21 protein-coding genes and 1 pseudogene are annotated in these 25,540 nt (G+C 70.9%); 7 read left to right on the forward strand and 15 right to left on the reverse strand.

Going from position 1 to position 25,540, the window contains the following annotated elements; all coding sequences use genetic code 11:
- Positions 1 to 53 precede the first annotated feature (53 nt).
- The 5 genes from IE226_RS20460 to IE226_RS20480 all read right to left on the reverse strand — a co-directional run bounded on the left by IE226_RS20460 (position 54) and on the right by IE226_RS20480 (position 5,882).
- Positions 54 to 1,139 carry a S1 family peptidase gene (locus IE226_RS20460; RefSeq protein ID WP_190082737.1) on the reverse strand — a complete coding sequence of 362 codons (1,086 nt, stop codon included), beginning with the start codon at positions 1,137 to 1,139 and terminating at the stop codon, positions 54 to 56.
- A gap of 275 nt (positions 1,140 to 1,414) precedes the next feature.
- Positions 1,415 to 2,362 (reverse strand): slipin family protein, encoded by a 948-nt coding sequence (locus tag IE226_RS20465; protein WP_229871292.1) that lies wholly within the window; start codon positions 2,360 to 2,362, stop codon positions 1,415 to 1,417.
- A 172-nt stretch (positions 2,363 to 2,534) separates the two neighbouring features.
- Positions 2,535 to 3,428, reverse strand: a complete 894-nt coding sequence (locus tag IE226_RS20470; RefSeq protein ID WP_190082738.1) for a S1 family peptidase — start codon at positions 3,426 to 3,428, stop codon at positions 2,535 to 2,537.
- Between the two features lie 248 nt (positions 3,429 to 3,676).
- Positions 3,677 to 4,504, reverse strand: coding sequence for a DUF1684 domain-containing protein (locus IE226_RS20475; protein WP_190082739.1), 828 nt, complete (start codon positions 4,502 to 4,504; stop codon positions 3,677 to 3,679).
- A 79-nt stretch (positions 4,505 to 4,583) separates the two neighbouring features.
- Positions 4,584 to 5,882: a DUF5685 family protein gene (locus IE226_RS20480; protein ID WP_190082740.1), complete on the reverse strand. Its 1,299-nt coding sequence runs from the start codon at positions 5,880 to 5,882 to the stop codon at positions 4,584 to 4,586.
- A 288-nt stretch (positions 5,883 to 6,170) separates the two neighbouring features.
- Between IE226_RS20480 and IE226_RS20485 the strand changes: the two genes are divergently transcribed.
- Positions 6,171 to 6,614, forward strand: a complete 444-nt coding sequence (locus IE226_RS20485) for a cell division protein SepF (protein ID WP_190082741.1) — start codon at positions 6,171 to 6,173, stop codon at positions 6,612 to 6,614.
- A 13-nt stretch (positions 6,615 to 6,627) separates the two neighbouring features.
- On the opposite strand, the gene IE226_RS20490 is transcribed toward IE226_RS20485, so the two are convergent.
- Together IE226_RS20490 and IE226_RS20495 are read right to left on the reverse strand one after the other, a co-directional pair.
- Entirely contained in the window at positions 6,628 to 7,824 is a 1,197-nt protein-coding gene (locus IE226_RS20490) for an acyl-CoA dehydrogenase family protein (RefSeq protein WP_190082742.1), read from the reverse strand.
- 131 nt (positions 7,825 to 7,955) lie between these two features.
- Positions 7,956 to 9,581: an MFS transporter gene (locus IE226_RS20495; RefSeq protein ID WP_190082743.1), complete on the reverse strand. Its 1,626-nt coding sequence runs from the start codon at positions 9,579 to 9,581 to the stop codon at positions 7,956 to 7,958.
- Positions 9,582 to 9,811: 230 nt separating this feature from the next.
- On the opposite strand from IE226_RS20495, the gene IE226_RS20500 reads away from it, so the two are divergent.
- Both IE226_RS20500 and IE226_RS20505 read left to right on the forward strand, forming a co-directional pair.
- Positions 9,812 to 10,972 carry a glycosyltransferase family 39 protein gene (locus tag IE226_RS20500; protein ID WP_190082744.1) on the forward strand — a complete coding sequence of 387 codons (1,161 nt, stop codon included), beginning with the start codon at positions 9,812 to 9,814 and terminating at the stop codon, positions 10,970 to 10,972.
- 237 nt (positions 10,973 to 11,209) lie between these two features.
- A complete protein-coding gene (locus IE226_RS20505) occupies positions 11,210 to 12,229 on the forward strand; it encodes a phosphatase PAP2 family protein (protein ID WP_190082745.1) in 1,020 nt (339 codons plus the stop codon).
- Between the two features lie 101 nt (positions 12,230 to 12,330).
- Here IE226_RS20505 and IE226_RS20510 read toward each other — a convergent pair whose 3' ends face one another.
- A complete protein-coding gene (locus IE226_RS20510; RefSeq protein WP_190082746.1) occupies positions 12,331 to 12,546 on the reverse strand; it encodes an I78 family peptidase inhibitor in 216 nt (71 codons plus the stop codon).
- Between the two features lie 415 nt (positions 12,547 to 12,961).
- Between IE226_RS20510 and ctaD the strand changes: the two are divergent.
- Positions 12,962 to 14,533: pseudogene (ctaD, locus tag IE226_RS20515) on the forward strand (aa3-type cytochrome oxidase subunit I); the annotation flags it as partial.
- Between the two features lies 1 nt (position 14,534).
- On the opposite strand, the gene IE226_RS20520 reads toward ctaD, so the two are convergent.
- From IE226_RS20520 to IE226_RS20540, 5 genes are all read right to left on the reverse strand, one after another.
- Complete coding sequence (locus IE226_RS20520) at positions 14,535 to 15,605, reverse strand: helix-turn-helix transcriptional regulator (protein ID WP_190082747.1); 1,071 nt, start codon at positions 15,603 to 15,605, stop codon at positions 14,535 to 14,537.
- Positions 15,606 to 15,707: 102 nt separating this feature from the next.
- Positions 15,708 to 16,580, reverse strand: a complete 873-nt coding sequence (locus IE226_RS20525; protein WP_229871311.1) for a FixH family protein — start codon at positions 16,578 to 16,580, stop codon at positions 15,708 to 15,710.
- Entirely contained in the window at positions 16,577 to 17,857 is a 1,281-nt protein-coding gene (locus IE226_RS20530; RefSeq protein WP_190082748.1) for a glycosyltransferase family 4 protein, read from the reverse strand. The genes IE226_RS20525 and IE226_RS20530 overlap by 4 nt, the downstream gene beginning before the upstream one ends.
- A gap of 164 nt (positions 17,858 to 18,021) precedes the next feature.
- The gene (locus tag IE226_RS20535) at positions 18,022 to 19,308 is read right to left on the reverse strand and encodes an ABC transporter substrate-binding protein (protein ID WP_190082749.1); all 1,287 of its coding nucleotides are present in this window, start codon (positions 19,306 to 19,308) and stop codon (positions 18,022 to 18,024) included.
- The gene (locus IE226_RS20540; RefSeq protein WP_190082750.1) at positions 19,283 to 19,891 is read right to left on the reverse strand and encodes an MTB12 C-terminal domain-containing protein; all 609 of its coding nucleotides are present in this window, start codon (positions 19,889 to 19,891) and stop codon (positions 19,283 to 19,285) included. The genes IE226_RS20535 and IE226_RS20540 overlap by 26 nt, the downstream gene beginning before the upstream one ends.
- A gap of 135 nt (positions 19,892 to 20,026) precedes the next feature.
- Here IE226_RS20540 and IE226_RS20545 point away from each other — a divergent pair, with 135 nt between their 5' ends.
- From IE226_RS20545 to IE226_RS20555, 3 genes are read left to right on the forward strand one after another with little or no spacing between them, the layout of a single operon-like run.
- The gene (locus IE226_RS20545; protein ID WP_190082812.1) at positions 20,027 to 20,551 is read left to right on the forward strand and encodes a hypothetical protein; all 525 of its coding nucleotides are present in this window, start codon (positions 20,027 to 20,029) and stop codon (positions 20,549 to 20,551) included.
- 4 nt (positions 20,552 to 20,555) lie between these two features.
- On the forward strand, positions 20,556 to 23,174 hold the full coding sequence (locus tag IE226_RS20550; protein WP_190082751.1) for an ABC transporter permease subunit: 2,619 nt from the start codon (positions 20,556 to 20,558) through the stop codon (positions 23,172 to 23,174).
- Complete coding sequence (locus tag IE226_RS20555; RefSeq protein WP_190082752.1) at positions 23,171 to 23,878, forward strand: ATP-binding cassette domain-containing protein; 708 nt, start codon at positions 23,171 to 23,173, stop codon at positions 23,876 to 23,878. The genes IE226_RS20550 and IE226_RS20555 overlap by 4 nt, the downstream gene beginning before the upstream one ends.
- On the opposite strand, the gene IE226_RS45075 is transcribed toward IE226_RS20555, so the two are convergent.
- Positions 23,865 to 24,779 carry a LysM peptidoglycan-binding domain-containing protein gene (locus IE226_RS45075; RefSeq protein WP_308429500.1) on the reverse strand — a complete coding sequence of 305 codons (915 nt, stop codon included), beginning with the start codon at positions 24,777 to 24,779 and terminating at the stop codon, positions 23,865 to 23,867. The two genes, IE226_RS20555 and IE226_RS45075, sit on opposite strands and share 14 nt — an antisense overlap.
- Positions 24,780 to 24,906: 127 nt before the next feature.
- Positions 24,907 to 25,524 carry a LysM peptidoglycan-binding domain-containing protein gene (locus IE226_RS20565; RefSeq protein WP_190082753.1) on the reverse strand — a complete coding sequence of 206 codons (618 nt, stop codon included), beginning with the start codon at positions 25,522 to 25,524 and terminating at the stop codon, positions 24,907 to 24,909.
- Positions 25,525 to 25,540 lie beyond the last annotated feature (16 nt).

A 25,540-nucleotide genomic window follows, 5' to 3' on the forward strand; every position in this document is an offset into this window, starting at 1 on the left:
CGGACCCCCGAAGAGGTCCGGCCCCGACCCTGCCCATTAATCCCGGCCGGGATTCAACCGATCTCCGCCCCAAAAGCGCTGAGCGCCTCAGGCACCGGCTGGAAGAACGTCTCCCCGCCGGCACTGCAGTCACCGCTGCCACCGGAGGTCAGACCCAGCGCGGTGTCGCCCGCGAAGAGCGCGCCGCCGCTGTCACCGGGTTCGGCGCAGACGTCGGTCTGGATGAGTCCGTTGACGACGTCGCCGTTGCCGTAGTTCACGGTGGCGTCGAGACCGGTGACCGTGCCGTCGTGCAGCTGCGTGGTCGAGCCGCTGCGCTGCACCTTCTGGCCCACCGTCGCGTCGCCCGCCTTGGTGATGGCCTGCGTCGAGCCGTTGTAGAGGTTCACCTCGCTCGGGTGCGCGGTGTCGCCGCTGTACTTGACGATGCCGTAGTCGTTCTCGGGGAAGCTGGAGCCCGCGTTCTCACCGATGGCCGGACCGCCCTGCTCCTCCGACCAGCTGGTCACGGCCTCGGTGCAGTGGCCGGCGGTCAGGAAGTGCGGAGCGCCGTCCTTGACCACGTTGAAGCCGAGCGAGCAGCGGCTGCCACCGCCCCAGATGGCGTCGCCACCCGCGATGAAGGGCTTGAACTCCCCCTTGCTGTGCTTCAGTTCGGCCTTCGAGCCGAGCTTCTTCACGACCGCGCCGAGCTTGTCGAGCGAGGCGCCCTTGACCGTACGGTCCGCCGTGACGACGACCTTGTTGGTGGCCGGGTCGACCGCCCACGAGGTGCCGGGGATGGACGCCTTGTCGCTGAGCGTCGAACGGGCGCTCTTCAGCTCGGCGAGGGAGTGCTCGACGATTCTCGCCTTGGCTCCCGCCGACTGAACCGTCTCGGCCGCACTCTTGTCGAGGACGTTCACGACGAGGTTCTTGGCCTTGGCGTCGTAGTACGTTCCGGCCGCGTCGAGGCCGAGGTCCTTTCCGAGCGACGAGGCGAGCTTTCCGGCCTTCGCGACCGAGAGGGTGTCCGGCGTGGGGGTCGGGGCACTCTCACTCGCGTTCGCAGTCTGGAAGGTGATTCCGGCGGCGATCAGCGCGGTGATGCCCGCACCTGCCACGGTGGCACGTCGCTTGGATATGCGTCGGTGCTTCAACTCACGTCCTCCTGTGGGGGGTCGGCCCGTTCGGTGTGGGGACCTGGGGACCGGAAGGCGTACCGGCACGGAGTCGCACACGCTGGGAAAGCCGCGTCCATGCCAAATGGTGCGGCCCACTATCCCGATACCGTCTGGTAGCACACAAGGTCTACTTCAGGACGCGCACGCGACAATCACTGTGCGCCCTCTGTGTCTTCACGGACGCCGGTCCCGCCACGTCGGTCCCCGCTGCAAACACCCCGTGCGAGCGAGTGATCGGCAGCGGGTAAGGACTAGTCCTGTCCGGTTTTCGATGCTCCCGGAGCGGCCGGGTCTCCGGCTTCCGAATCCGCCGTACCGAATTCCGGCAGCGCGGGAACGGACGAACCGGACACGGCGGCAGGCGGTTCGGGCACGGCGGCGGGCGGTCCGGGAGCGGCGGCAGCGGGCGGTCCGGACGTCTCGGCCGACGGCTGCTGGGCCTGCGTGGACCGCTCCAGGAAGCGCAACAGCTCGACGGGGAAGGGCAGCACGAGGGTGGAGTTCTTCTCGGCGGCGACCGCCACCACGGTCTGCAACAGCCGCAGCTGGAGCGCGGCCGGCTCCTCCGCCATCTCGTGCGCGGCCTCGGCCAGCTTCTTGGAGGCCTGCAGTTCGGCGTCCGCGTTGATCACCCGGGCCCGCCGCTCGCGGTCGGCCTCGGCCTGCCGGGCCATGGACCGCTTCATCGTCTCCGGGAGCGACACGTCCTTGATCTCGACCCGGTCGATCTGCACCCCCCACCCCACGGCGGGAGAGTCGATCATCAGCTCCAGGCCCTGGTTGAGCTTCTCGCGGTTGGAGAGCAGATCGTCCAGGTCGCTCTTGCCGATGATGGAGCGCAGCGAGGTCTGCGCCATCTGCGAGACCGCGAAGCGGTAGTCCTCCACCTGGATGACGGCCTCGGTCGCGTCGATCACCTTGAAGTAGATGACCGCGTCGACGCGCACCGTGACGTTGTCCCGCGTGATGCCGTCCTGCGCCGGGACCGGCATCGTCACGATCTGCATGTTCACCTTACGGAGCCGGTCGACGAACGGCACGATCATCGTGAACCCCGGGCCGCGCACCGAGCGCTGCAGCTTGCCGAGCCGGAGCACCACGCCCCGTTCGTACTGTTTGACGACACGCGCCGCGGCCATCACATAGACCGCTCCGGCACATCCGACGGCCACTCCCGCCGCCACCAGCTCCTCGACCATGCCGGCCCCCGGGGTCCGAATTGAGCGTGTTGGGCGTGCCCTTCGAAGGTAGCGCCGCACGGCGCGCAAAGGGAGACGCGCGCAAGGGGAGACGGGAGACAGGACGGAGCCCCCGCCCGGGTTCCCGGACGAGGGCTCCTGCGCTGCTGGCTGCAGACCGGTCGTACGTGGATCAGTAGACGCTCACGCCGTACGCGCTCAGCGCCTCGGTGACCGGCTGGAAGAAGGTCGTGCCGCCCGAGGAGCAGTTGCCGCTGCCGCCCGAGGTGAGACCGAGCGCCTTGGTCCCCGCGTAGAGCGGGCCGCCGCTGTCGCCGGGCTCCGCGCAGACCGTGGTCTTGATCATGCCGTAGACGACGTCGCCGCCGCCGTAGTTGACGGTCGCGTTCAGGCCGGTGACCCTGCCGCTGTGGGTACCGGTGGTCGAGCCGCGCCGGGTGACGGTCTGCCCCACGGTGGGGTTGCCCGCGCTGGTGATGTCCTGGCCGCCGACCGTGCCGGGGTGGTTGGTCGAGGAGTACTTGACGATGCCGTAGTCGTTCGTCGGGAAGCTTGATCCCGTCGTGGACCCGACCACGGTGGTGCGCCCGGAGTTGGACCACCAGGTGCCGGCTCCGTCGGTGCAGTGACCGGCGGTGAGGAAGTAGTAGGTGCTGCCGCTGCGGACGTTGAAGCCGAGCGAGCAGCGCCAGCTGGACGCGTAGATCGCGTCGCCGCCGGAGATCAGCTTGCTGAACTTGCCGGGAGTGCGCTCGACCTTGAGGGCGCCCGCATTGCTGCCCGCCGCCTCCCTGATCTTGGCGATCTCGGCCTTGGAGACGGTGCTGTCGGCGGTGACGACAAGACGGTTCGTCGCCTTGTCGACGCTCCACGCGGTGCCTGCGACATCCGCGTCGAGTACCGCGTCGCTCGCCTTGGTGAGCTGCGCCGAGCTGAAGGTGGTGACGTCATTGGCGTTCGCAGCGGGGACGGCGAGCGCGCCGGCGGCCACAAGTCCGGTGGCCACGGCGAGCAGACGAGTACGTCTCGCTATGCCGCTGCGGGGGGTGGTGCGCTTGTTCCTCACTTGTTGTTCCTCCCGGGGGGAAGTCAGTGGGCCCGGTGGGTTGGGGCCCGTGAGGCGCAGCCAATGGGCAAAAGGCAAGCCGGATTCCGGATATGCCGTGCCCCTGACAAGCGCTGCTCGGGAGTATTCGGGCCGGGGACACCGCGCACAAGGGCACCTTTCGGCCGTCGGCCGTATACACGGCGACCGGCCCCGGCGGCTGTGGTACCTGTCGTACGCCCGCCGGGGCTTGGGTCATCGGCTCTGTTTCAGACGAGCCGCCGGTCGATCAGGTTCCGCTCTCCGGCGGCGATCTCGACGTCAAGGGTGTTGCCCGGCGGCGGGAAGGGGCAGATGAAGTGGTCGGCGAAGGCGCACGGCGGAAGCAGCGCGCGGTTGAAGTCGACCGTCGTGCGCCCCTCGGCGTCCGGCGCGGCGGGCCGCAGGAACCTGAACCGGTAGCTGGACACCCCGCTGGTCGCGTCGCCGAACACCGCCCACAGGGAGCCGTTCTCCTCCACCGACACCTGGAGCGTGTGGTCCTTTCCGGCCAGGCGGAAGGCCAGCTCACCCCCGAGACCGAGCCCCCGCTCCACCCCGTCCGCGTTGCCGACCCTGACGGTGCGCACCCCGTCCACCGTGCTGTCGGCGGCGTACGGAGTGAAGCGCCCCGGCACCGCCCAGCGCGCGTCGTACCCGGTGGCCTCGATGCCCGCGAACGCGCGGCGCGTGGCGGACTCCGGGTCGAAGTCGCGTACCGCCCACTGCCCTTCGCGCCGCAGCACGACCAGGCGGCGCTCGCCCAGCCCGACGCGGGCCGCGGCGACCGGGCCGGGGTCGGCGCCGAGGCGGGCCTCGCCGTCGAAGGGCTGTCCGTCGAGGGTGAGCCCGGCGCCGGCCGCCGCGGTCAGGACGATCTCGTCGCCCGCCTCGGTCCAGCGCCCGGGGATGTCCGGAAGCGAACCATCCGGGTGGTCCGCGAGCCAGTGGGTGCCGGTGAGGGAGAGGGGGCCGTAGGACGCCGACACCGTCTCCACCCGCTGCTCGTGCCAGCGCTTCCAGTCGCGTACCGCGTCCGTCGATCCGTCCGTCATCATGTGATCAACCCTTGCATACCGGTGCCGGGCAGGCGTCTTCCCGCCTGGAATCAAGGACTGACCGGGGGCAGGGAGATCCCTAGAGGCCGCAGTCGCAGCAGGAGCAGCACTCGCAGCACGAGCAGCACCCGCTGTCGCCGCAGTTGGTGCAGCAGCCCTCGCGCTTCTTGCGGGACCAGGGCCCCTCGTAGGAATCGGCGCAGCACAGCTTGCAGGTGCAGCACAGCCCGATGGCGACCGCGCACCCCGCCCAGAACCCCCGCTTGCCCGGCTTCGGCGGCTGCGGCTCGAACCCGGGCCCGCCACCGAAACCACCCGGGCCGCCGGGACCGCCCGACCCACCGGGACCACCGGGCACCCCGCCTCCGTACGGATTCCCGCCGCCGTACGGATTGCCGTCTCCGTACGGGGGCTGCGGGCCGTACGGACCGCCGGGGGGAGGCCCGTACGGCCCGCCCTGGCCCGGCGGCGGCCCGAAGGAGCCGCCCTGATGTGCCGTCACCTCGTGCGTGTGTCCGCACGCGTCGGTCCCGAAGGCGCGGTCCACCGAACGCCCGAGTTCGTGCGCGAGCAGCTTGTGGGCGAGCTTGCCGTCGGTGAATTCGGCGTCGCGCAGCGCGAGCCGGATGCCGTGCAGTGCGTCGTCGGCGAGGCGCCGGGCCTCGGCGAGACCGGTGCCCGTGGCCGTCAGCGGGTTCCAGGCACCCGACGCGGCGTCAGCTTCCCTGTCCTCCACGGCATCCAGGAGGTGCGCGAGCCTGCCGAAGAGCCGCCCCGCCTCGGCGAGCGGTTCGGCGTTGCCGGGCCTGCCCGCGATGACGGCGGTGTGCGCGAAGGCCGCCGCGGTGGCGGTCTCGGTCGGCTCGGTGACCGTGAGCAGGGAGGTACCGGGACCCGCCAAGCCCTCGATGCCGACCTGCCGTTCGACGGCGTCGAGCAGGACCGCCGTGTCGAAGCCCACGTCGGCGCCGGTGCGGGCGCCCGCCCGGTCCCAGCTCCGGGCGACCTTGCGGGCGGCGGCGGCCACCGGCCTGCGCGCCAGGATGCCGTCCCCGTCGACGACGTGGTCGCGCACCTTGGCCGACGCGAGCACCAGCGAGACGGCCGCGGCGAGCCGCGCGCCCTCGCCCTGCGCCACGGAGGCGGTGCGCATACCACGCAGCGGGCAGGGGCCCGCGGTGCGACGCCACCCGGTGGACCGCTCGGCCTGAGCCTCCGTCAGGACCGAGATGATCAGGCCGTCGTAGTTGGTCACGACGCGGGCGAACTGCCCGTGGTCACCGCGCAGCGCGAGGCAGAGCCCGCACAGATGCGCCATCCACTGCGTCTTGAGACTCTCGCCGAGACGATGGCTGCAGGGCCTGACGATTCCGAACATACGACTCCCCCGTGAGCCTGTTTGCGATCAACCGGGGCATCGTATCGAGGGGGACGTTCACCCGGACGCCCCGCCCGTCACCCGTACGCCGTGAAGAATCATATTTCACTCCCAGTCAGCAGCCGTACACAGCAGGACCCTTGAGGAGCATGTGAAACAGCGTGTTGACTCTGCACCAGTCCCGTCACGAAAACCCCGCGCGGCGACTATCCACTTGGCGCACTATCCGCATCATGGACGAACATGGGGATGCGGAACGCAGAAAGCCCGCTGTGAGAGGAGGCGTCCATGGGATCGGTGCGCAAGGCGAGTGCCTGGCTTGGCCTCGTCGACGACAACAACAACGACGAGCGTTACTACGACGGCTATGACGACGACGGAGCCGAGGGACCCGGCGATGCCTGGGTGACCGACCCGCGCGTGCGGGTGGCGAGCGAAACCGCCGAGGAGGAAGGGCGCCGGATCGGGACCGTGACCCCGGACAGTTTCCGGGACGCGCGCGGCATCGGCGAGCTCTTCCGGTCCGGCGTGCCGGTCATCATGAACCTCACGTCGATGGAGCCCGGCGACGCCAAGCGCGTCGTGGACTTCGCCGCGGGCCTCACCTTCGGTCTGCGCGGTTCCATCGAGCGCGTGGCGACGCGGGTCTTCCTGCTGACCCCCGCCGACACGCACATCGTCAACGGGGAGGCCACGAGCCGTCCGACGGACGGTTTCTTCAACCAGAGCTAGCGGGCAAGGCCGCTCACCGGAAGGCGTCAAGACCGGTGAGCGCCTTGCCCAACACGAGTTGATGCATTTCCACGGTGCCCTCATAGGTGAGCACCGATTCGAGGTTCGTCGCGTGCCGCATCACGGGGTACTCCAGCGAGATCCCGTTCGCGCCGAGGATCGTCCGGGACGTGCGGCAGATCTCGATCGCTTCTCGTACGTTGTTGAGCTTGCCGAAGCTGACCTGCTCGGGACGGAGCCTGCCCGCGTCGAGACGCCGGCCGAGGTGGTGGGCGAGCAGGATGCCCTTGTGCAGTTCGACCGCCATGTCGGCGAGCTTGGCCTGGGTGAGCTGGAAGCCGCCGATGGGCCTGCCGAACTGCTCGCGCGACTTGGAGTACTCCACGGCCGCCTCGAAGGAGGAGCGGGCGGCGCCCATGGCTCCCCAGACGATGCCGTAGCGCGCGTGGGAGAGACAGCTCAGGGGGCCCTTGAGTCCGGTGACTCCGGGAAGCACGGCGTCGGCCGGCAGCCGCACCTCGTCGAGGACCAGTTCGCTGGTGACGCTCGCGCGCAGCGACCACTTGTGCTTGATCTCCGGCGCCGAGAAGCCGGGGGTCCCGGTCGGGACGACGAAGCCCCTGATCCCGTCGTCGGTGTGCGCCCAGACCACGGCGACGCCGGCCACCGATCCGTTGGTGATCCACATCTTGCGCCCGGTGAGCACCCAGTCGCTGCCGTCCTTCTTCGCGAACGTGCGCATGGACGCCGGGTCGGAGCCGTGGTCGGGCTCGGTCAGGCCGAAGCAGCCGATGATCTCGCCCGCGGCCATGCCGGGCAGCCACTGCCGCTTCTGCTCCTCGGAGCCGAAGCGGTGGATGGCGTACATGGCCAGGGAGCCCTGCACGGAGACGAGCGAGCGGATGCCGGAGTCGGCGGCCTCCAGCTCCAGGCAGGCGAGCCCGTACTGGACGGAGCTGGCACCGGCGCAGCCGTAGCCCTCCAGGGACATGCCGAGCGCGCCGATCGAGCCGAGCTCGCGGGCGAGGTCGCGGATGCCGGGCAGCTCGCCCTTCTCGTACCAGTCGGCGATGTGCGGCAGGACGCGGTCGGCCGCCCAGCTGCGGACGGTCTCCCGGATCGCGAGGTCCTCCGGGTCCAGGAGGTCGTCGATGCCGAGGGGGTCGGCGGGGTCGAAGGGCGGCAGGGGCGTGCGGCTGCGTGCGGACATCTCGGGCCTCCGGCGGCGCAAAAACTAGCAGTGTTAGTTACTTACGGCTCGCGCTGACGTTACGACGCGGGGTCGCGCAGGAACAAGGGCGGACGGGTCAAAGACTCCCCCGGCCGAGGGCCAAAAGCACGTCAGCGGACGGACTCCGCGGGGACCTCCGCCTCGCTGCGGGGTGCCGGTACTCCCTGCTCGGGCAGCGCCGCGGGCGTCCCGCACTCCATCGTCCGCGGCAGCTTCAGCGCCATCAGCGCGCCGAGCAGCAGCAGGCCCGCGCTGACCAGCAAGGTCACGTGCAGTCCGTGCACGAAGGACTCGCGCGCCGCGGTGCGCAGCGCCTCGCCCGCCCCGCCGCCGAGCCCCCTGGCGACCTCGTACGCCTCGCCGAGCGAGTGGCTCGCGGCGGCGCTCTCCCTGGCCGGGACGCCCTGCACGGACGAGAGGCCTGGCGCGTACGCGGCGTTCATGACGCTGCCGAGCAGCGCGATGCCGATGCCGGCGCCCAGCTGGTAGGAGGTCTCGCCGATCGCGGCGGCGCCGCCCGCCTGCGCCTGGGGCGCCTCGCTGAGCATCGACTCGTAGCTGCCGAAGAGCGTGGTCTGCAGGCCGAGGCCGAGCAGCACGAAGCTGGTGATCATCAACGGGTCGTTGATCCGGTCACCCATCCCGGTGAGGATCACCACGGCCACCGCGGTCAGCGTGAAGCCGGAGGCGACCATCGCGCGCGGCCCGAAACGGTGCAGGAACTTCGTTCCGGCGAGGCCCGCGACCATCGCGGCGACGGTGAGCGGCACGAGCCGCATACCGGTCTCCAGCGGGGAGAGGCCGAGCACCAGCTGCAGATACTGCGCGGCGACCAGTTCGAGGCCCACCAGCGCGAGCATCGCGAGGACGATGCAGCCGAGCGAGGTGCTGAACGCTGGCCGCGCGAACATCGACAGGTCTATGAGCGGGTGCTTGCGCCGCCGCTGCCTGCGGACGAAGCCGATCAGGAGGGCCACGCCGACGAAGAACGAGAGGAGGGTCGTCATGCCGAACGGCGACTCTCCGCTGCCGGCCCGCTTCACCGCGAACACGATGCCGAAGAGACCGCCCGCGGCCATCAGCGCGCCGACCACGTCCCAGGGCCCGTTGCGATCCCCCGTCGACTCGGGCAGGAGCAGCCGCCCGATGGGCAGGCTGACCAGCATCAACGGGATGTTTATCAGGAAGACCGAGCCCCACCAGAAGTGCTCCAGGAGGAAACCGCCGAGCAGCGGTCCGCCCGCCGCGCCGATTCCGGCCACCGCGCTCCACACACCGATGGCGACGGCGCGCTCACGCCGGTCGGGGAAGACCTGGCGCAGGATCGAGAGGGTCGCGGGCATGATCATCGCGCCGCCGATGCCGAGCAGGGCGCGGGCCGCGATCAGGACCTGGGCGTTGTCCGCCGTGGCGGCCACGGCCGAGGCCACTCCGAAGAGGGCGTAGCCGAGCAGCAGCACGCGTCTGCGGCCCACCCGGTCACCGAGGGTGCCGAAGAGGATCAGCAGCGAGGCGCAGACCAGCGGATAGACGTCCACGATCCACAGCAGCTCGATGCCGCCGGGCTTCAGGTCCTCCGTGACCGCGGGAACCGCCACGTGCAGAACGGTGGCGTCAACGGCGACGAGCAGCAGGCTTACGCAGAGAACGACGAGCACCAGCCAGCGGTTGGCGCCACCCTGCGACCCGGGTACCCGACGGCCGGAAGGAGCGGTGGCCGTGGTTGAACCCGACATGTGCGATACCTCCCAGTGATCCCTCGCATCGGCGGCCCCGCGGGACGTGATCTCCCAGCTGGCGGCAACGAAAGGCGAGTGAGCCGTCAGAGTACGCGAGTTCACGGCTGTGGCGCGTGGCGGACCTCTCATGGTTGAGCGGAGACCGTGTGGCGTACGCCACGCTGCCCACCTCTGGACCACGCACCCGACCGGGTGGCCGGTTCCCGCCTGCGCCGATAATCGAGCCCGTGAACGACCTCGAACAACGCCTGCCGCTGCCCTCGTATGGTGCCCGCATCGGCGCCGCGCTACGCCGCGCGGCGCCCGCGCTCCTGGCCTACGCGGGAGTGCGTGCCCTGGGGGTCGCGGTCCTCGCGGTGTGGAGCGCGGCGGCGGGCAAGAGCGCGCACACGCTGCTCACCGCGCGCTGGGACTCGCTCTGGTACACCCGCGTCGCCGAGTTCGGCTATGGCTGGGAGGTGCGGCTCCCGGACGGCAGCGTGCACTCGAACCTCGCGTTCTTCCCGCTCCTTCCCTGGCTGGAGCGGCTCGTCTCGGCGATCAGTCCGCTGTCCTACGCCGACGCGGGCCTGGTGGTGAGCTGGCTCGCCTCGCTCTGCGCCGCCGCGGGGATCTTCGCGATCGCCGATCACCTCTACGGGCGACGTGCGGGGATCTGCGCGGTCGCGCTGTGGGCGGTCCTGCCCGTGGGGATCGTGCAGTCGATGGCGTACAGCGAGTCCCTCTTCACGGCGCTCGCGGCCTGGTCGCTGTACGCGGTGCTCACCGACCGCTGGGTGTGGGCGGGCGTGCTCGCCTCCGGCGCGGGCCTGACCCGTCCCGTGGGCGCCGCGGTCGTCGCGGCGATCTGGGTGACGGCCGCCCTGCGCGTCCGCCGGGAGGGGACGGCCGACCGGCGCATGATCCTCGGGGTGGTGCTCGCCCCGCTCGGCGCGGCGGGCTACGTCCTGTGGGTCGGCAGGCGCACCGGTGACGGCCTCCTGGGCTATCTCGACGTCCAGGCCGGCTGGGGGAACGGCTTCGACTTCGGCTACGCCTTCGCCCGCTTCGTCGGCGAGAAGTTCACCGCCTTTCCCGCGGCCCTCGCGGGAGCCGGCCTGATCGTCGGGGTCGCCCTGGCGATCTGGCTGTACGTCGTCGGCGTACGCGCGAGGCAACCGCTGCCCCTGCTCGTCTACAGCGGGATCGTCATGGCGCTCGCCCTGTGCGCGGCCGGCTATTTCGGCTCGAAGCCGCGCCTCCTGCTGCCCGCCTTCCCCCTGCTCCTGCCGCTCGCGGTGGCGCTCGCCCGGCTGCGTACGTCCAGGTCAGTCCTTGTCCTGGGGGGTGTGGCGGCGGCGAGCGCCGTGTACGGGGCGTTCTGGCTGAACGGCTCGGGTCCGCCATGATCATTTCGGCGGCCCCGGTGACCGCCCGGGAAATTCCACGCCAGGCCGCGGTGAACGAATTAATAAGCGGCATAAAACGGCCACAGAAATGATCAACGAATTGCGTACGGGGACTCCCGGGTGAATAGGGAAAGCGCAGGAATAAACCTCCGTCTGAGATGAATGCCACATCACATCGTCATCACAAAGCCACCGATTCGGCCTAGTCGCGCACTCACTCGCTGTAACGTCGATTGGGTGCGTACCGAACGAAACCTCACCCGTCTGGACCGGGTCTTCGCCCGGCTCGACCGTGAGCCGGAACGACCGGCCGGCCTCGATGTACCGAGGATGAGCAGGCACCGGATCGTGCTCTTCAGCGCGACCCTGGCCTTCTACCTCGCCATCGTGGTCGCCGTGCTGACCACTTCGTGGCTGGTGCGGTTCGACTGGCAGGTCATGTTCTTCCGGCCCTACCAGCAGTGGCCCGAGATCCACGCCTTCCTCGACTACTGGGTGGTCCTCGGCCAGCGCGGCCCGACGGCGGTGATGGTCGCGGCCTGGCTGGGCTGGCGCTCCTGGCGCCAGCACACGATCCGCCCGCTCCTGACGTTCGGCGCGGCCCTGCTCCTGCTCAACGTCACGGTCGGCGCCGCCAAGATCGGCATGGGCCGTCTCGGCCCGCACTACGCCACCACGATCGGCGCCAACGAGATGTGGCTCGGCGGCGATATATTCCCCTCCGGGCATACCGCCAATGCCGTGGTGACCTGGGGAATCCTCGCCTATATGGCCTCCACCCCGCGCACCCGCCGCTATCTTTCGGCGCTCTCCGCCGTGGTCTCCCTCAGCGTCGGCCTGACCACCGTGTACCTCGGCACGCACTGGCTGAGCGACGTCTTCCTCGGCTGGGCCGCGGGTCTCCTCGTCCTGCTCGCACTGCCCTGGGTGGAGCCGCTGCTCACCCGCGTCGAGGGCTGGATCTTCGATCTGCGCGAGCTCTGGCGCTCCCGCCGTGCCGGCGCCGCCGTCCCGACCCCGGCCGCCCCGGTGCCCGCGATGGTCCCGCAGCCCGCCACCGCGCAGGCCGACGAGCCCCCGCACCGCGAGCCGGTCGGCGCCGCGCGCCCCGCCCGCAGCCCGGCCTACCTCGCGCCGGGCCCGCACACACCGCGCTCCGAGCGCAGCCCGGTCACCCCGGCGGGCAGCCGCCGCCCGCCGCACTCCGAGCGCGCCTCACGCGCCGCCACGTCGCCGCGGCCGGTGGCGGGCGGCTAGGCCGCGAAAGCAGCGGGGGTCGGTACGCACAACCATCCCCCGCATCGCGAAGGCCCCGGTTCCGTCTCGGAACCGGGGCCTTTCGCCTGTGTGCGGAGGGGTCAGCCCTTCCAGCAGCGGACCACGACGCCTTCCTTGACCTCGAAGTTGAGCCGCCCGGCGAGGTACTCCATCGTGATGATCGCGCCCGGCGGCAACGACCTGACGGGGGACCAGCCGCGCGCGCCTGCCTGCTGCTCGGCGCTCTCGGCCGCGAGGCCGACGTAGGCGTCCAGGTTGTCCCGGGGTTCGGTGGGAGGGGTCGGAATAGGTGCCATGGCCGCCACGTTAGGCGGCGCGGCCCGGCCGGGGAAGGCCGTAGCCGCACACCATGGGTCACCGGTCCCCCTCCGGTCACGCTTTTGTCACAGGATCACGACACCCGTTTCCTCTTAACTCCGTCACACGTACGGGCGGTTCCGGAGTAGTTCCGACGTGAATCCCGCATTCACCGCCAACTCCCTCGCGGCGCCCGGAAACAACGGCAATAGCACGGCGGAAAAAGAGGCAAGACGTTTTTGCGCAACCCTCCGCGATTTCCCGATTCCGGGCACGCGACGGGATGTGACGGCGCATGGGGAATTCACGGTTCCGGCACAGCGTTCTCGTACGCCCCCTGTCGGAGTCGGTGCGACGCGAGCATCATGGCCCCGGCCGGTATGCCCGGATGCGCGACGGCGAAGGGGCGAGCGTATGGGGACCGAGACAGCAGCGGCGCAGGCGCGACCCGTCCGGCAGCGGACGCCCGGCCGGCTCCTCGTGGACTGGCTGACCACCACCGACCACAAGAAGATCGGCCACCTGTACCTGATCACGTCCTTCGTGTTCTTCCTCGTCGCGGGGCTGATGGCGCTGATGATGCGGGCCGAACTGGCCCGCCCCGGCCTCCAGCTGATGTCGAACAACGAGTTCAACCAGGCGTTCACCATGCACGGCACGATCATGCTGCTGCTCTTCGCGACGCCGACCTTCGCGGGTTTCGCCAACGAGATCATGCCGTTGCAGATCGGCGCCCCCGACGTCGCCTTCCCGCGGCTCAACATGCTGTCGTACTGGCTGTTCCTCTTCGGCGGCCTGATGGTGCTCGGCTCGTTCCTGGTGCCCGGCGGTCCTGCGAACTTCGGCTGGTTCGCCTACGCGCCGCTCAACAGCATGGAGCGCTCGCCGGGGATCGGCGCCGACCTGTGGATCATGGGGCTCGCGCTCTCCGGGTTCGGCACGATCCTCGGTTCGGTGAACTTCCTGACGACCATCATCGGGATGCGGGCGCCGGGAATGACGATGTTCCGGATGCCCATTTTCACCTGGAACGTCCTGTTCACCTCCATCCTGGTCCTGCTCGCCTTCCCCGTACTGGCGGCAGCGCTGCTCGTCCTGGAGGCGGACCGGCGCTTCGGATCCATGGTGTTCGCCCCGGAGAACGGCGGTGCGCTGCTGTGGCAGCACCTCTTCTGGTTCTTCGGGCATCCCGAGGTCTACATCATCGCGCTGCCGTTCTTCGGGATCATCACGGAGATCATTCCGGTCTTCAGCCGGAAGCCGATCTTCGGCTATCTGCCGCTGGTCGGCGCGACGATGACCATCACCGGGCTCTCGGTCGTCGTGTGGGCGCACCACATGTTCGCGACGGGCGCGGTCCTGCTGCCCTTCTTCTCCTTCATGTCCTTCCTCATCGCGGTCCCCACGGGCGTGAAGTTCTTCAACTGGACGGGGACGATGCTCAGGGGCTCGCTGTCGTTCGAGACGCCGATGCTGTGGTCGGTCGGGTTCCTGGTGAGCTTCCTCTTCGGCGGCCTCACCGGCGTCATCCTGGCCTCGCCGCCGCTGGACTTCCACGTCACCGACACGTACTTCGTCGTGGCCCACTTCCACTACGTGGTGTTCGGCACCGTCGTCTTCGCGACCTTCGGCGGCTTCTACTTCTGGTGGCCGAAGCTGACCGGGAAGATGCTCGACGAGACGCTCGGCAAGATCCACTTCTGGACGCTCTTCATCGGATTCCACGTGACGTTCCTCGTCCAGCACTGGCTGGGCGCGGAGGGCATGCCGCGGCGGTACGCCGACTACCTCGCGGCGGACGGCTTCACGGTCCTCAACACCATCTCGTCCATCGGGGCGTTCCTGCTCGGCATGTCCACGCTGCCGTTCCTCTACAACGTCTGGAAGACCGCCAAGTACGGCAAGAAGGTCGACGCCGACGACCCGTGGGGCTTCGGCCGCTCCCTGGAATGGGCCACCGCCTGCCCCGCCCCGCGCCACAACTTCGTCACGCTGCCCCGGATCCGCTCCGAGTCCCCGGCGTTCGACCTGCACCATCCGGAGTACGCGGCGTTCCATCCGCCGCAGGCGCAGTATCCGGATCCGCAGACCGAACACCCCGGTCCAGGGCCCGGCTCAGGAGGTCCCTCGCCGAGCTGAGCCGCTCGGTGAAGTCCGCCGGCTCGACGACCTGGAACTCGAAACCCATCAGCAGCACATGGATGACCATGACGTCCAGGCTCGTGGCGCCCGTGCGCAGCAGGCAGCTGTGCTCGGTCTCCGCCTCCAGCGTGCCGTCCGACGGGGTGACCCGCTCGGCCGCCTCCTCAAGCGGCACCAGGAGCCGGAACACCGCCTGTGCGGCGTACGCACGCGTGGAGACGCCCTTGGAGACGTACGCGGCGAGATCGTCGGCGGGCGGGGTGCGCGGCGCGAAACGGGGTCCGTGCGGCGGCCGGGGTTCGACGCGGTCCGCGCGGAAGGTGCGCCAGTCGTCACGCTCGACGTCCCAGGCGACCAGATACCAGCGGCGTTCGGTGCAGACGAGGCGGTGCGGTTCGACGGTGCGGCGGGTCAAACTGCCGCCGTGGTCGCGGTAGTCGAAGCGCAGGCGCTCCGAGTCACGGCAGGCGTGCGCCAGTTCGGTCAGTACCGAGGGGTCGACGGTCTGCTGCCGCGGGGTCCTCAGCATCGGCACGGTGAACGCCGTCAGCGCGCCGACCCGGCGCCGCAGCCTGCTCGGCAGCACCTGCTCCAGCTTGGTCAGGGCGCGTACGGAGGTCTCGCCGATGCCTTCGATGCCCTGTCCGGCGGCGGTGCGCAGCCCGACGGCCACCGCGACCGCCTCGTCGTCGTCCAGGAGCAGCGGCGGCAGCTCCGCGCCCGCTCCGAGCTGGTAGCCGCCGCCCGTGCCGGGGCTCGCGTTGACGGGGTAGCCGAGCTCGCGGAGCCGGTCCACGTCACGCCGCACGGTGCGCGGGGTGACGCCGAGCCGGTCGGCCAGGTCCGCGCCCGACCAGTCGCGGTGGGCCTGCAGCAGCGAGAGCAGGCGGAGCAGTCGTGCGGAAGTCTCCAACATGGAGGCGATTGTGCCCGGCGTCGCGGACAGCCACGGTCCGCGATGGCCTCACCCCGTGCGGCTCGCCCAGTCCCCCGCCGACGTCAGCCCTCGACGCCGGCCTCAGCCCTCGACCGCGCTCGCCTCACGGATGCGTACTGAGAGGTCGTTGTCGTTCGTGTAGTACGGCCCCGCGTCCAGCGGGCCGTGCGCCGCGGTGTCGAGCCGTACGGACGGGTAGGTGAAGATCTGCTTCTTGTCCGCCACGTCGTCCAGGAGCCGGGCGAGGCGGATCCGCGGCCCGCTCTCCCCCGCCGGGCGCAGCCAGAGGTCCCAGGGGCCGGGGCCGCTTTCGGCGAGCACGTCGCAGCGCAGGCCGAAGCTGAACTCCACGCCGTCGGCGGTCACTTCGTAGCGCTCGACGCGCTCGGGCTCGGCGCGGCGGGAGGCTTCGGCGAAGGCGGCGCCGGTCAGCACGGTGCCGTACACGCGGCCGTGCGCGGTCACCGAGGTGCCGGCGATGTCCAGCTCGCCGATCTCGGCGTGCGGGGCGCGCAGCCAGCTGCGTACAGAAAGGTTTCCCTGCTTGGTGGCGTACGGAATACGGACGGCGATGTAGCCGCGGGCCCCGCTGGGGGCGCGGTCGACGAGGGAGCGCAGGTCGTTCACGCCGGGCGCGAGGCGGCGCGGGGTGCCGCCGACCTCCGCGTAGGCGTTCCAGCGTCCCTCGGCCAGCTCGACGCTGCTGGGCAGCGCGGCCCGCAGCCTGCCGTCGGCAGCCGGGGACAGCGGCAGGCGCACGTCCTCGTCGGCGGAGGCCGCGTCGCGGCGGCGCAGCAGGAGGTAGGCGGCGCCCTCGCCGCCGGGGTCGGTCACGTCGAAGGTGAGTCCGCCCGCGGAGTCGGCTATGCAGTCGGCGCGCGGTGCCGCGGCGACGTCCTGATCGGAACCGGCGTCGCAGGGCGATGAGGCGTCCGAGGTGGCCAAGGCCGTCATGCGGTGGATCCTTTCGTCTGTATGCCGCTGGTCGGTGCCCCGTGTCCGATGTCCCGCACCGCGTACGCGCCGTTCAGGAGCGCGCCGCGGGTGCGGTGCAGCGTGCCGCGCACCCGGCCGCCGAAGGAGCTGCCGCGGGTGAGCATCCCGCTGAACATCGAGTCGTAGCGCTCGGCGATGCGGGCCGGGTCGAAGCGCTCGGAGTCCTCGAGCGCGGCGCCCGCCATCTGCCTGCGCAGCGTGTCGTTGTTGATCAGTTCGAGCAGGCCGCCCGCTATCGCGTCGGGGTTGCCGACCTCGACGAGGCGTCCGTCCACTCCGTTGTCGATGATCTCGCCGGGTCCGTGCGGGCAGTCGGTGGCGACGACGGGCAGGCCGCAGCGCATGGCCTCGACGATCGTCATGCCGAAGGACTCCAGGCTGGAGGTGACCGCCGCGATGGAGCCCTTGGCCCACTCGGGCTCGATGGGGTGGGCGGGCCCCATCAGGAAGACGTGGTTGTAGAGACCGAGCTCGTCGATCAGGGCGCGCAGCTTGTCCTTCTGCTTGCCGCCGCCGTAGATCCGCAGGCGCCAGTCCGGGCGCTCGGCGCGCACCTGGTCGAAGGCCCGTATCAGCAGGTCGTACCGCTTGACGGGGGCGAGGCGCCCCGCCGCCACGACCCACTTCTGCGAGCCGTCCGCGGGCTCGATGCCGGGCGCGGGGACGGGGTTGGGCACGGCCTGGACGTGGACTCCGGGCAGGCGCATCTTGCGGCGGTAGGCGCGGGCGTCGGCCTCGGTCGTCGTGGTCAGGACGTCGAGGCGCGGGTAGACGCTGCGCAGCTGGCGGCGCAGTTCCTTGGAGTGGCTGTCGAGGGTGAGGTGCTCCTGGCCGACCCGCAGCGGGCCGCGCGCGGTCTCGCGGGCCAGGTGCACGTTCAGACCGGGGCGGGTACCCACGACCACGTCGGCGCTGACCGAGGAGAGGTGCTCGGCGATGCGCCGGTCGGTGAGCGCGCTGTACTGCCGGTAGCGGCCTTCCGCGCTCGGGAACGCCCGTGCGGGTCGCAGCGCGTCGGGGGTGTCCCCTTCGTAGTGGGGGCTTTCCTTGCGCATGTCGACGAGGTGACTCAGCCGGACGCGGGAGCCGGGCGAGAACACGGGGTCGTCGCGGTGCCGGAAGACGGAGACGATCTCGACGTCGTGCTGCTCGGCGAGGGTGTTCGCCAAGTTGTACGTCGTCCGGATCGTCCCGCCGATGCCGTACGCGTTGTGAATAAGGAAAGAGATGTGCATGCGTCCCCGTATCCCACGCTTCCCCGCGGACAGTCCTTCTCGTCCGCCTACCGCAGGGTTAGACGGGTATTACGGCCAGAGGGTTGGGTTTCATCATCATCTTGTTCCGGAACAGTTGTGCCTTCGGTACGCGGCTTCGGGAACTTTCCTGCCGTTTACACGCATCATGGCTGGTAGGAGAGCTGCGGTACGTCGAAGCAGTTCTTGTTCATGTCGCCTTGTGTGACCCAGCCCTCACTGTCTTTCCAGCGGGCCACCGACACACAGGTCATACGGGTCTCGGGCGGTTCGGCCCGTTCCTCGTACGTCACCGGAAGCAGCAGCCCCCGCGCGGTGTACGACTTGCCCCGGTTCATAAAGCGGTCGACGCACGCGCGCGTGACGTCTCCCCGGCACGACTTCGCCGCGTCGGTGAACCACATGGCGGCGGCCCATCCCTCCAGTTGCCACTGACCGAGATCCTTGTGCCCCTTCATGGCGTCGCGGAACTCGCGTACGGCCGGATGATCGGTGTCCTCGTAGTTGCGGCTGGCTCCGGTGGCCCACAGTGCGTTACGGCAGCGCGGTGCGTCCTTGTAGTCCTCCGCCACGGAGGAGGTCCAGTTCTGGACGTTGGTGACCTTGGCCGTGACGTTCGCTCCCACCTCGTCCATGGCCTCGCACAGCCGGGCGTTCCCGTGGGTGTCCATCGCGTCGAAGACGAGGTCGGCGCCCTGCTCCTTCAGGTCGGCCGCCGCCGCGCGGAAGTTGGGCAGCGCGAAGTCGACCTGCTCGGTGATCACCTTGTACCCCTCGGCCTTCAGGCCGCGGGTGACCAGACGGGCGTAGGCGGCGGACGAGGCCTGGTTGTAGGAGACGACGGCGGCGGTCCGCGCGCCCTGCTCCCGCTTGAAGTAGCGGTAGACCTCGGTCCCGCCGATCAGCTCGCCGCCCCAGCCTGGCTCGCCGTCCCGCGGAGCGAGGCTTCCGTAGATCCCGTACAGATGCGGATAGGTGTCGTACGCGGACCCGATCGGCTGCCCTCCGACGTCGGGCACGCCCGCGCCGGAGACCCGGGAGGCACCGGCGTAGTCCAGGGAGCTGGTCGCGACGAGCGCGACGACGCGTTCCTCGTCGATCAGCTTGCGCACGCAGGCGCTGTTGCCGACGCCGCTGCCGCCGTCGTCGCAGGTGCGCACCTCGACCTTGCGCCCGCCGATGCCGCCCCGCGCGTTCAGCCGCTCGAAGTAGGCCTTGGCACCGTCCCGCGGCCCCGTGAACGCGGAGCCGCCGACCGGGCTGGTCGCGCTGGTGATGATGCCGACGCGGACCGGCGCCCCCGCCGGGGCGGGCGCCGTGCCGCGGCCCCGGTCCTCGAAGTCGCTCTCGGGGAGCCGGCTGCCGCATCCCGCCGCCGCGACGAGCAGCGCGGCCACGGCGAGGGTCTCAGCAGCCCGGACCGGGCGACGCATTGCCGCTCAGCTTCACCAGCGCGCAGAGGGTCTTGACGGACACCTTCCAGGTGTCGTCCTGGTTGACGGAGGTGCCCGAGGCGTCGGGCAGCGCGGTGGCGCCTTTCAGGGTGAGGGCGTACGTCACGTCCGCCTCGGTCGCCGAGCTGAACTCGACCTTGTTGACGTCGGCGCTGACCTGCTTGCCGCGCTCGTCGCCGCTGAAGCTCTTCAGGACGGCCCGCATCTTCGGCCCGTCCTCAAGGACGGCCTCCTTGTCCTTCATGGAGACGGCCGGGTCGAAGAACTTCTCGAAGTTCTCCTTGACCTCTTTCTCGGCCGCCGCCGGATCAGCGGGCGCGGACGCGCCGTCCGATGGAGCTTCCTGGTCGTCCGATGGCGCGTCCTGGTCTTCGGAAGGGGCGTCCTGCGTGGACTTCTCCACGGACGGCTTGGGCGGATCGCTCTCGCCGCCCCCGCCGCTGTCGTCGCCGCATGCCACGGCGGCCGGAGCGACGAGCAGGACCGCGGCTGCCGCCATCGCCGCGCTCCGCACCCTTCCCCGCTTGAGATCGCTCCCCTGCCTGGGGCTGGTCAGAACCATCTGGTTCACCACCGGGTGTCGGTCCGAGCCGTCACGGCCCGGAGCTTTCAGGGTCGGCTTCCAGAAGGCATAGTGCAATCCATTGACTGACATGGACAGCCCATCGACGTGACTGACGTGTTCCAGGGGGCCCATATGCGGGCGGCTCGACCGGATCAGACAGCTCGTTCGGCCCGGCTGCGTGCCGTGCGTCCCGTCCTCTGGGCGGCCGTCGCCGCTCTCGCCGTCGGTGCGGTGCTCTGCGTTTTCGGCTGGTACGGCATGTCGGGCGAACGCTTCGCCGAGCGGCAACTCCCCTACCTGGCCTCGTGCACGGTGCCGGGCGCGGCCCTGATCGTCGCCGGGGCGGTGCTCCTCGCCCACGGCAGGAGCACCCTGGCCTCGGCACGCGTCGAGGAGCTCTACGAGCTTCTGGTGTCGGCGGGCACACCCCCCGCCGACACGGGGCGGGCCGAACCGGTGGCGACCAGCGGTGACCTGCTGATGATTCCCGGCGGGACCCTCTGGCACCGGGCGGACTGCCCCCTGGTGGCGGGGAAGCCGAAGGCGGTCCCGGCCGACGCACGCATCCTCGCGAGCGGTGATCTGAGCCCGTGCCCGATCTGCGAGCCGGAGCCGGCGGCCCCGTCCTCCTCCCCGCCCCCGTCCCCGGAGCGATGACCCGGTGTCCTCCCTGAGCTACGACCTGACGCTGGCCGGGCTCGCGGTCGGCAGCGCGGCGGCGCTCACCGGCATCGGCCTGATCGTCACGTACCGCGCGACCGGCGTCCTCAACTTCGCGCACGGCGCGATCGCGATGGTCTGCGCGTACGTTCTGCGCCAGTTGACGGTGGAGTGGAACTGGCCCCTGCCCCTGGCCGCGGCGGTCACGCTCCTCCTCGTCGCCCCGGCCATCGGCCTGCTCCTGGAGAAGGCCGTCTTCCGCCCCCTGTCGGTCCTCGGCAGCGACCCGGCCAGGACCCTGGTGGCGTCCATCGGCGTGTTCATCCTCCTGGTCGGGGGCGCGGCCCTGATCTGGGGCCCGGGAGCCAAGGCGGACGCTCCCACGCTCGTGTCGGGGGACCCCTGGGCCCAGTTGGCGGTGACGGTCGCTCTCGCGGCGGCGGTCTGGGCGGTCATCCGCTGGACCCGCTTCGGCGGCGAACTGCGGGCCGTGGTCGACAACCGGCCCCTCGCGGTCCTCAGCGGCATCGACGCGGACCGGGTGGCCTCGGCGGGCTGGGCGTTCGGCGCTTTCACGGCGGGCCTCACCGGTGCGCTGCTCGCCCCCTTCGTACGCCTCGACCCGTACGGGATGCCGCTCCTCGTGATGGAGGTGGTGGCGGTAGCGGTGGCGGCCCGTATGCGCAGCCTGTTCGTCGCGATATCGGTGGCCCTCGGACTCGGCGTGGCCCAGAGCCAGCTGACCCGCCTGCATCCTTCCGGCTGGGCGGAACCGCTCGTCCAGGCGCTGGGCGCGAACCTCTTCGTGGTGGCCCTGCTGGTCGCGGCCCTCGTGCTGCCGGGCATCGGCTCGCAGAACACGCTCCCCCGTACGGCCACGGCGCGGGTTCCGACGCCGCCGGGCGCGTGGATCGTGGCGGCGGTCCTCTTCCTCATCCCGCTGGGCTTCGCGGGCTCGGACCTGACCACGGCGGTCCAGGTCCCCGCTCTGGCCGTCATCCTCCTCTCCCTGGTGATCGTCACCGGCAGAGGCGGCCAGATCTCCCTGGGCCAGGCGGCGTACGCGGGTCTGGGCGCGCTCTTCACCGCGCTCCTGGTGGCGGGCCGCTTCCCCGGCCTGCCCGAACTCCCCCACCTCCCCGCCCTGGCCGTGGCCGTCCTGCTCGTGGCCCCGCTCGGCCTGCTGACCGGCTGGCCCGCGATCAGCCGCCGCGGCCTCGCGCTCGCCCTGGCCACGTTCGCCGTCGGCGTCGGGGTCAGCCGCTTCGTCTTCGCCCAGCCGTACGCGACGTCGGGGCTCGGCCTTGACCGCCCGGCGGGCTTCGAGGGCGACCGCGCGTTCTACGTCCTCGAACTGGTCCTGCTGGCCGCGGCGTTGCTTTTCGCGGCCGGTATGCGCCGGGGCCGGATGGGGCGTGCGCTGGCCGCGATGCGGGATCACGAGGCGGGCGCGGCGGCCGCGGGGGTGCCGGTGCGCTCCCTGAAACTGACCGCCTTCGTCGCGGGTGCGGCGCTGGCCGCCCTGGGGGGCGGGATGCTGGGCATGGGGTTACGGGCCTTCGATCCCGCCGCGTACGACCCCGTGCGGGGGCTGCTGTGGTTCGCGGCGGTGGTGGTTCTGGGCGCGGACAGTCTGCTGGGGGCGTTGGTTGCGGCGGCGCTGCTCGTGGGGCTTGACGCGGGGGCGCGGGGTGGGGTGGCTGCCGCCTTGATCGGCGTCCTCGCGCTTTTGGTGGGGCGCTACTCCGGTGGGCCGTACGAGGCCCTGCGGGCCGCTGCTTCGGGGGTTTTACGGCGGGCCTTCCTGACGCCGCTGGGGGAGCGGGTCCGCAGGGCGGTGGCCGGGGGCGTTTCTTCCTCGCGGGGTCTTGACTCCGCGGACGAACTCCCCCACCCACCCGCCCGAGTGCCCCGCATGGTTACCGGGGTGGTTCCTCGGCCGCTCGCCGCTCACGGACTCACCGCCGTCTACGACGGATTCACCGCTCTCGACGGAGTCGATCTGACCGTGCCTCCCGGCCGCATCACCGCGGTGGTAGGTCCCAACGGCGCAGGCAAGAGCACCCTCTTCCACTGCCTGGCCGGCACCCTGCGACCCGCGTCCGGCCGCATCACCCTCGGCGGCCGGGACATCACCCGCAGCCCCGCCCACGCCCGCACCCGCCTGGGCGTGGCCCGTACGTTCCAGCAGCTGGCCGTCTTCCCCTCGCTGACCATCACGGAGAACGTCCGCGTCGGCAGCGAACAGGGACGGCTCAGGCACCCCGAGGCCGCCGAACAGGCCCTGCGCCTCCTCTCCCTCCACGACGGCACGACCCGCCACCACCCCGCCGCGAATCTCCCCACCGGCACCCTCAGACGCGTAGAACTAGCCCGAGCCCTGGCCGGCCGGCCCCACACCCTGCTCCTGGACGAACCGGCGGCCGGCCTGGACTCCGCCGAAGTGGCCGCGCTGGCCCGCGTCCTGCGTGCCCTCGCGGCCGACGGCATGGCGCTCCTGGTGGTCGAGCACGACATCGACCTGGTCGCGAACCTGGCCGACACCGTTCACGTCATGGCAGCGGGCCGCATCGTCACATCGGGCCCGCCCACCGAAGTCCTGCAGAGGGCGGCCCCATGAGAAACGGCATCCAACTCCGCGAGGCCCGCGTGCGCTACGGCCCCCTGGAAGCCCTGCACGGCGTGACCCTCGCCGCCCCGGCCCCCGGCCTCACCGTGCTCCTCGGCCGCAACGGATCCGGCCGCACCACGACACTGCGCGCCCTGGCCGGCACGGTCCCCCTCACCACCGGCACCGTCGCCTGGGACGGCACGGACGTCACCCGGCTCACCGCGCACGCACGCGCGGAGCGGGGCCTGTGCTTCGTACCGGACGGCCCCGCCGTGTTCGGCCACCTCACCGTCGACGAGAACCTCGGCCTCTCCGGCTCGGGGGCCAGGACCGACATCACCCCCGCCCTGGAAGCGTTCCCCGAACTGCGCCCGCTCCTGTCGCGCCGGGCAGGCACCCTCTCCGGCGGCGAGCAGCGCATGCTCGCCCTCTCCCGCGCCCTTCTGGCGACGGACGCGCGGGTGATCCTCGTCGACGAACCCACCCAGGGCATGTCGCCCGCCGTCGCGTCCCGGACGTACGGCCTCCTCGTCGGTCTGAGCGCGCGCTCCTGCGTCCTGACCGCGGAACAGCGGCTGCCGCCCGGCCTGCGTGAGCACGCGAGCCGGACGGCAGTGGTGGTGCACGAACTGCGCCGTGGCGCGGTCGTGTTCAGCGGGGAGGCGAGCGAACTGAGCCGACGGGGCCGCCCCGGACGGCCTACTCCGAGGTGACCTCCTCCGACTCCGAAGCTTCCTCCTTCGGGGCCGTCTTCTCCGGAGCATCGGTGTTCGGGGCCTCGGGGCTCGGAGCGTCAGGGCTCGGGGCGTCAGGGCTCGGGGTGTCGGTCTGCGGGGCGTCGGTCTTCGGCGCTTCCTCCCCGGGAACGGCTTCCTCCGAAGCGCCGGTGCCGGTCTCCGGAGCCGCCTCCTCCGGGACAGCGCTCTCCTTCGGCGCCGTCTCCTTCGGAGCGTCCTTCCCGGTCGCGTCCTTCTCCGGAGCGTTCTCCTTCGAACTGGTCTTCTTCCGGATGACCAGCTCCGTGCCGATGCCGAGCACGTCGGGCCGGCTCCCCACCTCTCCGCGGTTGGCTCGATACAGCGCTTCCCAACCGCCCTTGATCTTGTATTGCCGGGCGACGGAGCTCAGGGTCTCGCCCGCCTTGACGACGTGCACGACGAGGTTGCCCTGCCCCTGCTTCTGCCCCTGTGCCTGCCCCTCTCCCCGACCCTCCCGGATCTCCCTGGGGATCTTCTTCGAGCACGTGGGCCAGGCCTTCCACCCCTGGGTACGCAGCACCTTCTCGGCGACCTTGATCTGCTCCTTCTTGGTGGCGAGGTCGGCGCGCGGCGCGTACTTGAGCCCGCCGTACGCCACCCAGGTGGGCTGGTGGAACTGCAACCCTCCGTAGAAGCCGTTCCCGGTGTTCACATGCCACCGGCCTCCGCTCTCGCACTTCGCGAGGCAGTTCCAGGGGCCCTCGGAGCGGGAGCACTCGCCCGCCAGGACGGTGGGTCCGCGCCCCGGCAGGGAGGGCGGCGGCGCCGCGGACGCGGACATCGGCAGCATCAGCGAGGAGACAGCCGCGACGACCAGACCAGCAGGCCACAGCGACCGGAGACTCTTGATCGACATCGGATACATCCGGCCAAGCTAGGCAGCGGCATCACGCCAGGGAGCCGAGCCGCGCCGCCACAGGGGCGCGGCCCCACCCGGTCGGACGATCGGATGACCGGGCTGGACCGCGCCCCGGAGCACGAACTCAGAGATCCAGCCGCTGGCCGGGCATGATCATGTTCGGATCCGCTCCGATCACCGCCTTGTTCGCGGCGAACACCTTCTGCCAGCTGACGCCGTGCGCCGCCGCGATCCGGCTCAGGGTGTCCCCCTGCCGCACGGTGTAGTCACCGCGCCCGGAACCCCGGTCGGCGTGCCCCGGCGTCTGCTGCCGCGGCGCGGCGGGCTGCTGCTTGACCGCCTTGGGAGCCTTGGGGGCCGCCGGAGCGGCTGCCGCCCCCGGTGCGCTGCCCGACGCACCCGCCCGCGCCGAACAGCTCGGCCAGGCACCCCATCCCTGAGCGCGCTGGACCTTCGAGGCGACAGCGATCTGCTGCGCCTTGGACGCCCTGTCGGCGGTCGGCGCATAGGCTCCTCCGCCGTACGCGCGCCAGGTGGAAGCGGAGAACTGCAGTCCTCCGTAGTAGCCGTTCCCGGTGTTGATGCTCCAGTTTCCGCCGCTCTCGCACTGCGCGATGCGATCCCACACTCCGCTGTCCGCCGCTCCGGCCTGGCCGGTGGCGGTGAGCAGTCCCAGCGGGGCGAGCAACGCCGCTCCGCCGATCACTGCTGTCCTGCGAACGCACTTGGGACGTGCGGACATGAATATCCCTCTCGAA

Source organism: Streptomyces longisporoflavus (assembly GCF_014649775.1).
GTDB classification, from domain to species: domain Bacteria; phylum Actinomycetota; class Actinomycetes; order Streptomycetales; family Streptomycetaceae; genus Streptomyces; species Streptomyces longisporoflavus.